This window comes from Microbacterium sp. B24 (assembly GCF_000333415.1).
Classification (GTDB): domain Bacteria; phylum Actinomycetota; class Actinomycetes; order Actinomycetales; family Microbacteriaceae; genus Microbacterium.
On the sequence record NZ_BADB01000226.1, the window covers coordinates 1 to 7566 of the forward strand.

Annotated in this window: 5 protein-coding genes and 2 pseudogenes; 4 read left to right on the top strand and 3 right to left on the bottom strand. The window is 67.4% G+C overall.

The features are described 5' to 3' along the window. Nucleotides 1–806 (top strand): annotated as a pseudogene (locus I5I_RS06090) (toprim domain-containing protein); the annotation flags it as partial. 288 nt (nt 807–1094) lie between these two features. Here the strand turns inward: I5I_RS06090 and I5I_RS17515 are convergent. Then, nucleotides 1095–1739, bottom strand: coding sequence for a sensor histidine kinase (locus I5I_RS17515; RefSeq protein ID WP_239640037.1), 645 nt, complete (start codon nt 1737–1739; stop codon nt 1095–1097). 728 nt (nt 1740–2467) lie between these two features. On the opposite strand from I5I_RS17515, the gene I5I_RS06100 reads away from it, so the two are divergent. Beyond that, complete coding sequence (locus I5I_RS06100; protein ID WP_083867958.1) at nt 2468–3130, top strand: response regulator; 663 nt, start codon at nt 2468–2470, stop codon at nt 3128–3130. Between the two features lie 6 nt (nt 3131–3136). On the opposite strand, the gene I5I_RS06105 is transcribed toward I5I_RS06100, so the two are convergent. Then, on the bottom strand, nt 3137–5581 hold the full coding sequence (locus tag I5I_RS06105; protein ID WP_036317649.1) for a DNA gyrase/topoisomerase IV subunit A: 2445 nt from the start codon (nt 5579–5581) through the stop codon (nt 3137–3139). A gap of 72 nt (nt 5582–5653) precedes the next feature. Here I5I_RS06105 and I5I_RS06110 point away from each other — a divergent pair, with 72 nt between their 5' ends. Continuing rightward, the gene (locus I5I_RS06110; RefSeq protein ID WP_036317651.1) at nt 5654–6790 is read left to right on the top strand and encodes an alkaline phosphatase family protein; all 1137 of its coding nucleotides are present in this window, start codon (nt 5654–5656) and stop codon (nt 6788–6790) included. A 28-nt stretch (nt 6791–6818) separates the two neighbouring features. Here the strand turns inward: I5I_RS06110 and I5I_RS17075 are convergent. Then, nucleotides 6819–7073: pseudogene (locus I5I_RS17075) on the bottom strand (septation protein SepH); the annotation flags it as partial. 234 nt (nt 7074–7307) lie between these two features. Here I5I_RS17075 and I5I_RS17925 point away from each other — a divergent pair. Then, nucleotides 7308–7566, top strand: a 259-nt coding sequence (locus I5I_RS17925; protein WP_374699902.1) for a PA domain-containing protein, incomplete at its 3' end; no start/stop codon positions are given.

Below are 7566 nucleotides of genomic sequence, written 5' to 3' on the forward strand. Positions count from 1 at the left end.
GAGATGAAGGCGCGGATCTCGGCTCGCACGCACAAGGAGACACAGCGTCGCAAGAACGCCCTCGAATCGTCATCCTGCCGGCGAAGCTCGCCGATTGTCGCACCTCGGACGTGANGCAGTCGGAACTGTCNATCGTCGAGGGTGACTCCGCTCTGGGAACGGCGAAGCTCGCGCGTAACAGTGAGTACCAGGCGCTGTTGCCCATTCGTGGCAAGATCCTCAATGTCCAGAAGGCGTCGATCAGCGACATGCTCTCGAACGCGGAATGCGCGGCGATCATTCAGACGATCGGCGCGGGCTCTGGCCGAAGCTTCGATCTCGAAGCGGCGCGTTACGGCAAGATCATCCTGATGAGCGACGCGGACGTGGATGGCGCGCACATCCGCACGCTTCTGCTGACCCTGTTCTTCCGCTACATGCGTCCGCTGATCGAGGCGGGTCGCGTGTACGCCGCCGTCCCGCCGCTGCACCGCGTCATCGTGGTCAATCCCGGTTCGAAGCCGAACGAGACGATCTACACCTACTCGGAGCAGGAGCTGCACACGCTGCTGGCGAAGGTGCAGAAGTCGGGACGGCGCTGGCAGGAACCCGTCCAGCGCTACAAGGGGCTCGGCGAGATGGATGCGGACCAGCTGGCCGAGACGACGATGGACCGTTCCGGACGGCTGCTGCGACGCGTGCGCGTACAGGATGCCGAGGCGGTCTCGGGCGTGTTCGAACTGCTGATGGGCAGCGACGTGGCACCACGTCGCGACTTCATCGTCACCTCCAGTGACCGACTCGACCGTGAGGCCATCGACGCCTGAGCTCGTCCGGACCCTCAACGACGCGGGGCCCGAGACCGATCTGGGGGGATTCGGTCTCGGGCCATCGCCGCGGCTACGGGGGACATCCGGATGACGTCGAGCCCCGAACGGTCTCTTCGTCCCCGAAATCACGGACGTCTCGCGCCGTGCCCTGTGAAGAACCGACTGGGGATCAGTTCTTCGGCTAGCAAAAGGTTAGGCGCGCATAGGCGGCGCCAACGTGAACCATCGGTGGAACCGACTGCGACTTTCGTCTACTTCGACGCGTATGCGTAAGTTTTTTCCTGATCAGCCTGAAAGGGGCAGTGACGCGCTCACGACCCACCCCTGGGATTTCCGTTCCGATTCGAAGGTGCCGCCGAACAGTCGGAAGCGCTCTCGAAGACGCATGATGCCGTAGCCCGACGCCGGGAGTCCGGCGGTGCGCGCCGGCGGTGAGTCGTCGGCGAAGGTGAGGTGCACCCAACCGCGCTCGACGCGGAGAACGATGGAGACCGTGTGGGCGCCGGTGGCGTGCTTGAGCACGTTCGTCGCGCTTTCGCGGATGACACGGGTCAGCGCAACAAGGGATGCACTCGGCAGTCGGAGGTCGGCGGGCACGTCCGCGGTGACCGCAATACCCGCCTGTCCGAGTTCTTTCGTGACCGCGGCGATCGTGCCGGTGATCCCGTCGGGCGACGAGACGCGCTCGGGGGAGAGATTCTCTTCGCCGCGCACCATCCCGAGCACGCGACGAATGTCGGTGAGCGCTTGCACCGCGGCTTCGCGGATCGCCGTCTGCGACTGCGACCGCGTCTGCACGTCTTCGGTGCGGTCCAGGACCGCGGCGTGCAGGGCGACGATGGTGATCTCGTGCGCGACGATGTCGTGCAGCTCGTCAGCGATGAGGTCCCGTTCGTGTTTGAGCTGCTCGGCGACCTCGCGCTCGCTCACCTCGAGCTGTAATGCCAAAGTTCGCGCCCTTTCGTACTGCTGCCGAATAGCGAGCCCAATCATCAAACTGACGAGGCTGAGGAACGCGATGATGACCGCGCCGAGTGGTTGAAACCCTGAACCGGGTCTACTCACGATCGCGACCAGCCAAACGACCCACGCCAACAGGTAGGTGGTCGTCAACAACGGGCTGCACGTGAACGCAACCAAACCGAGGATGGCCGCCGCAGTCAGAAGACTGTCAGCAACCCCCGTCACACTCGCAGCTGCGGCCGCGACGATCAGAACCGTTGTTCCGATGGGCGGGCGCCAAACAAAGAGCGCGACCGACAGAGTCATCGTCGTGGTGACTACTGCCGAAACGACGCTGGTGCTGCCACCGTTGGTCGCCCGGAAGAGGGAGTCGAGGATAAGGGTCACCCGCACCAGGGATGATCAAATCCGCTTCGCAAAGGGCTCAGGGCAAGATAGTCCCAAAAGGGCGTTCGCGCGTAGCGCGCGATGTCCGAGCGGAAGCGGTCACACGCGATTATCTCGCGAGAACACTTACTTCCAGATGCCGATGAGCTGTCCAAGCCAGTACACATGTGTTTCACCTCCTGCAATCTCTCGAATCGATTCTTCAAACAGAGGTCATCTCGCACGACCGACGGATGGCTACATCGATAGCGACTTTCGTCGACATCGCGCGGAAAGGAACGAGTACGGGCGCTTCGTAAGATGGTGCTGTGACCGAACCGATTCGCGTGATCATCGTCGACGACGAGTCGCTGGTGCGCGCCGCACTGCGCGTCTTCCTGGACTCCTCGGACGGGTTCGATCTCGTCGGCGAAGCCGACAACGGCATCGATGCGATCGCGCTGGTGCGCAGCACTCACCCCGATGTCGTGCTCATGGACGTGCAGATGCCCAAGATGGACGGCATCGAGGCCACTCAACGCCTCACGCGTGAGTTTCCCGGTATCAAGATCGTCGCACTGACCACGTTCTCCTCGGAACGGGTGATCGTCCCCATGCTCAGCGCCGGCGCTGCGGGCTTCCTGGTGAAGGACACGTCGCCCGACCGCATCCTCGACGCGGCGCGCCTCGCTCACGAGGGCGGGTACGTTCTTTCGCCGCGCGTCGCGAAGGAGCTCGTCAGCTCGGTGCAGCAGAACGAACCGCCCGCACCGCGCCAGCTCGGCCGCGACGAGGAACTCACCGAACGCGAGCTCGAAGTGGTCACGCTTCTCGCGCAGGGAATGTCCAACGCGGAGATCGCCGCGGCGATGTTCGTGTCCGAAGCGACGGTCAAGTCACACCTGGGCCGCATCACGGCGAAGTGGGGCGTGCGCGATCGCATCCAAGTGCTGATCCGCGCAACCCAGTACGGTCTCGTCTCTCTGGGCTGACGACCGTCAGGCGATCGCCGTGCCGACGGCCGCGACGACCGCATCCAGTGGCTGTCCGGAGGCATCCCGCTTCGCCCCCGGCTCCGGCAGGGTACGCACGGCGCCGTCCGCCGCCAATGCCCGCGGCTGCGCACCGATCCAGGCGAGAGTGAGGACGTCCTCGCCCTTCAGAAAGCGCTGAGCGCGCACGCCGCCGGTCGCGCGACCCTTCGGCGGGAACTCGTCGAACAGCGACACCTTCGCGCTTCCCGCGTCTGTCCCGGCGATCGCCTGGGAGGACCCGGCGATGGTGACGACCACCGCGTCCGCCGGTTCGGTCACCACGTTGAAGGCCACGACGGAGGCTCCCGCGCTCAAACGGATGCCGGCCATGCCGCCCGCCGCGCGCCCCTGCGGGCGCACGCTCGCCGCGTCGAAGCGCAGCAGCTGGGCGTCGGAGGCCACGAAGACGAGCTCGGCGCCGTCGGGGGCGACGGCGGCGCCGACGACGAGGTCTCCGTCCTTCAACGCGATGATCTCGGCCTCGTGCTTGCCGGGCGCAAGCTCCGAGGTTGCGACACGCTTGACGACACCCTGGGCGGTCCCGAGGGCGATGACGATGTCGCCGAGGGGCACGACGGCCACGACGTGCTCGCCCGATGCCAGGCCGAGGTATTGGTCGGCGCGGGTGCCTGCCCCGAGCTGCACCGCATTCGCCGGCACCGACGGCAGATCGACAGGGGTGAAGCGCACCAGGCGGCCGCGCGTGGTGACCGCGCCGAGCTCGCCCCTCGTGGTCGTGTCGACAGCGGAGAGGATGCCGTCGTGCTTCGCACGCCGTGTCGGAGCGACGATCTCGCCGGAATCACCGAGTTCGGCACGCACCATCCTCCCGGTCGCGGACAGGAGCACCCGGCACGGGGAGTCGGCGATCTGCAGGTCGGCCGCCGCGGCGCTGCGAGAGCGGGCCGCCACGGGTCCGCCGTTGAGCAGAAGCGTGCGGCGGGGTGTCCCGAACGTCTCGGCCGCGGCATCCAGCTCACGGGCCACCTGCTGACGGAGGAGCACATCGCTGGCCAGCAGCGCCTCGAGGTCGGCGATGTCCTTCTTGAGGGTGTCCTGTTCGGACTCCAGCTCGATGCGGGAAAAGCGGGTGAGACGCCGCAGACGCAACTCCAGGATGTATTCGGCCTGCACCTCGGAGAGGTCGAAGACGCTCATCAGCTTCCCGCGGGCCTGCTCGGTGTCGTCAGAGGCGCGGATGACCTGGATGACCTCGTCGATGTCGAGGATCGCGATCAGAAGACCCTCGACGAGGTGGAGACGTTCCTGCTTGCGGGCGAGACGGTAGCGGCTGCGACGCGTGACGACCTGGATACGGTGGTCGAGGTACACCCGCAGGAGGGGCTTGAGGCCGAGCGTCTGCGGCTGCCCGTCGACGAGGGCGACGTTGTTGATGCCGAAGGAGTCCTCGAGCGGAGTGAGCCGGTAGAGCTGCTCGAGCACGGCCGCGGGGTCGAACCCCGTCTTGATGCCGATGACGAGGCGCAGACCGTGATTGCGGTCGGTGAGATCGTTGACGTCCGCGATGCCCGTGAGCTTCTTCGCGTTGACGGTATCCTTGATCTTCTCGATGACGCGCTCGGCACCCACCATGTACGGCAGCTCGGTGACGACGATGCCCGTGCGACGGGGGCCGAGCGACTCGATGGATGCCTTCGCGCGCGTGCGGAAGGTACCGCGTCCGCTCTCGTAGGCCTCGGTGATGCCGTCGAGCCCGACGATGATGCCGCCGCCGGGGAGATCCGGGCCGGGGACGAACTCCATGAGCTCGGCGGTGGTGGCGTCGGGGTTCTCGAGCAGATGGATCGCGGCGGCGACGACCTCGTTGAGGTTGTGCGGAGCCATGTTGGTGGCCATGCCCACCGCGATGCCGGAGGCTCCGTTGACGAGCAGGTTGGGGAAGGCGGCGGGGAGGACGGCCGGCTGCTGGAACTGACCGTCGTAGTTGGGCACGAAGTCCACGACGTCCTCGTCGAGGTTCTCCGTGAGAGCGAGCGCGGCCGGAGCCAGGCGCGCTTCCGTGTACCGCGCCGCCGCGGGTCCGTCGTCGAGCGAACCGAAGTTGCCGTGACCGTCGACCAGCGGCACCCGCAGCGCGAACGGCTGAGCGAGGCGCACGAGCGCGTCGTAGATCGCCGAGTCGCCGTGCGGGTGCAGCTTTCCCATCACTTCGCCGACGACGCGCGCACTCTTGACGTGCCCTCGGTCGGGCCGAAGACCCATGTCCGCCATCTGGAACAGAATGCGCCGCTGCACGGGCTTGAGGCCGTCGCGAGCGTCGGGAAGAGCACGCGAGTAGATGACCGAATACGCGTACTCCAGGAACGAATCCTGCATCTCGGCGGAGACGTCGACGTCCTCGATGCGGCCGTGATCTTCGGGGATGGACGCGGTGCGCGAAGCTGCCATGGATCTGCGGTTCCCTCGGTGCTCGGGTGGGCCGGGAAGTGGGGCCGCGCGCCATATGCGAGACTGGCCCCGATGTCGTTCAGCCTACCCGCGGACCCGCCCACAGCCCGGAGCCTCACCGCCATCGTGCCGCAATTGCTTGCGTCACTGTCCGACGCCGGTGACTGGTTCGTCTCGGCCCGGTCGGCGATCCTGGTCCTGGTCGACGGACTCGGGCGCGGCAATCTCACCGCTCGTGCCGGACACGCACGGTTCCTGACGGCGGCGATGACGAAGAAGGATGCCGCGCGCAGCACGTTCCCCTCGACGACGGCCACCGCCCTCACCGGGCTTCTCACCGCGACCGACGCCGGCACCCACGGCATCGTCGGATACCGCGCCCGCATCCCGGGAACCGATATCGCCCCCAACCAGCTCAAGGGGTGGGAGACCGACGGGCTCGACCCGATGACCTGGCAGCGCGCGCAGCCGCTGCTGGAACGGGAGGCGAACGCCGGTCGGCCCACGTTCGTGGTGAGCAAGGACCTGTATCGCGACAGCGGCTTCACGCGGGCGATCCAGCGCGGGGCCGAGTTCGTCGGCGCCGCGACCCCGGCCGAGCGCCTCACCGCCGCCGCCGCACGCGCGTCGGCGAACCCGGGCGCGCTCGTTTACGTCTACATACCGGAACTCGACACCCTCGGTCACGCGCACGGCTGGGAATCCGAGCGATGGCTGCGGGGGCTGGAGGAACTCGACGCGGACCTTCGTCGGTTCGAAGCGATGCTCTCGCCGGGCGTCGGCGCGCTCGTCACGGCGGATCATGGAATGGTCGACGTGCCGGCGCATCGGCACGTGCTGCTGCGCGACGGGGACCCGCTGTTGCATGATGTGGCCCTGGTGGCCGGCGAGCCTCGAATGCTGCAGCTCTACACGGCGGACGGCAGCGCCGCGGCCGTCGCCGCGCGCTGGCGTGAAGCCGAGCAGTCGCGCTCGTGGGTGATGACACGCGGGGAGGCGATCGACGCCGGCTTGTTCGGCCTCCACGTGCACCCCGATGTCCGCGATCGCATCGGCGATGTGCTCGTCGCGGCCCGGACGGCGGTGGCCTATTACGACGACCGCGTCGCCGACAAGAAGCCGCAGCGCATGATCGGCCAGCACGGATCCTGGACGGATCAGGAACGCATCGTTCCTCTGATCAGACTCGGTGCCTTCGCGAACGGCTGATCATCCGGCCCCGCGACGCCCCGTCGACTCACCCGTCTTCGGTGCGCGCTCCGAAGACGATCTCGTCCCACGACGGCATGGAGGTGCGCCCCTTGCGGCGCGACGAGTCGCTGATGACGGTGTCTTCGATCGCGGATGCCGTGTCTTCGGCATCCGTCCCCGCTTCGTCATAGCCGGGCTCGAGCGCGTCGAACAGAGCCACGGGGGAGTGCGGACGCTCGGTCGCGGGCTCCTCCTCGGGCATGGGCTCGCGCTGGCCGCGACGGCGGCGCAGCGCCTCGACCCCGACAACGCGAAGCTCGATCAGATCGTCAAAGCAGGAGTGTTGCCCGTCGTCGCGGCGGGCAACTCCGGCGATGTGACGGACGTGGCCGGCAGCCCGGGCACTACCGAGAGCGCCTTGACCGTCGCGGCATCCGCGAGCGGTCACGGTCTCGCCGACGCGGCGCTGGCGACGATCGGCGATCCGGCTCAGAACGCCGCGGAGCAGATCCGGGTGCAGTACGGCCAGTCCTACGTGTGGGACTTCGACGTCACCGCCTCGGTCATCGGGCTCACCGACACGAGCAACCTGGACGGATGCCGGCCGTTCAGCGCGGCGGACGCGCAACGAGCGAGCGGCAAGATCGTGTGGCTGGAGTGGGACGACAGCAACGTGGCGTGCGGTTCGGCGACGCGTTTCGACAACGCCCGCGACGCGGGGGCCGTCGGCGTCGTCCTCACCAGCCAGTCCGACAGCTTCGAGAACGGCATCGCCGGCAACGCGGACATCCCGG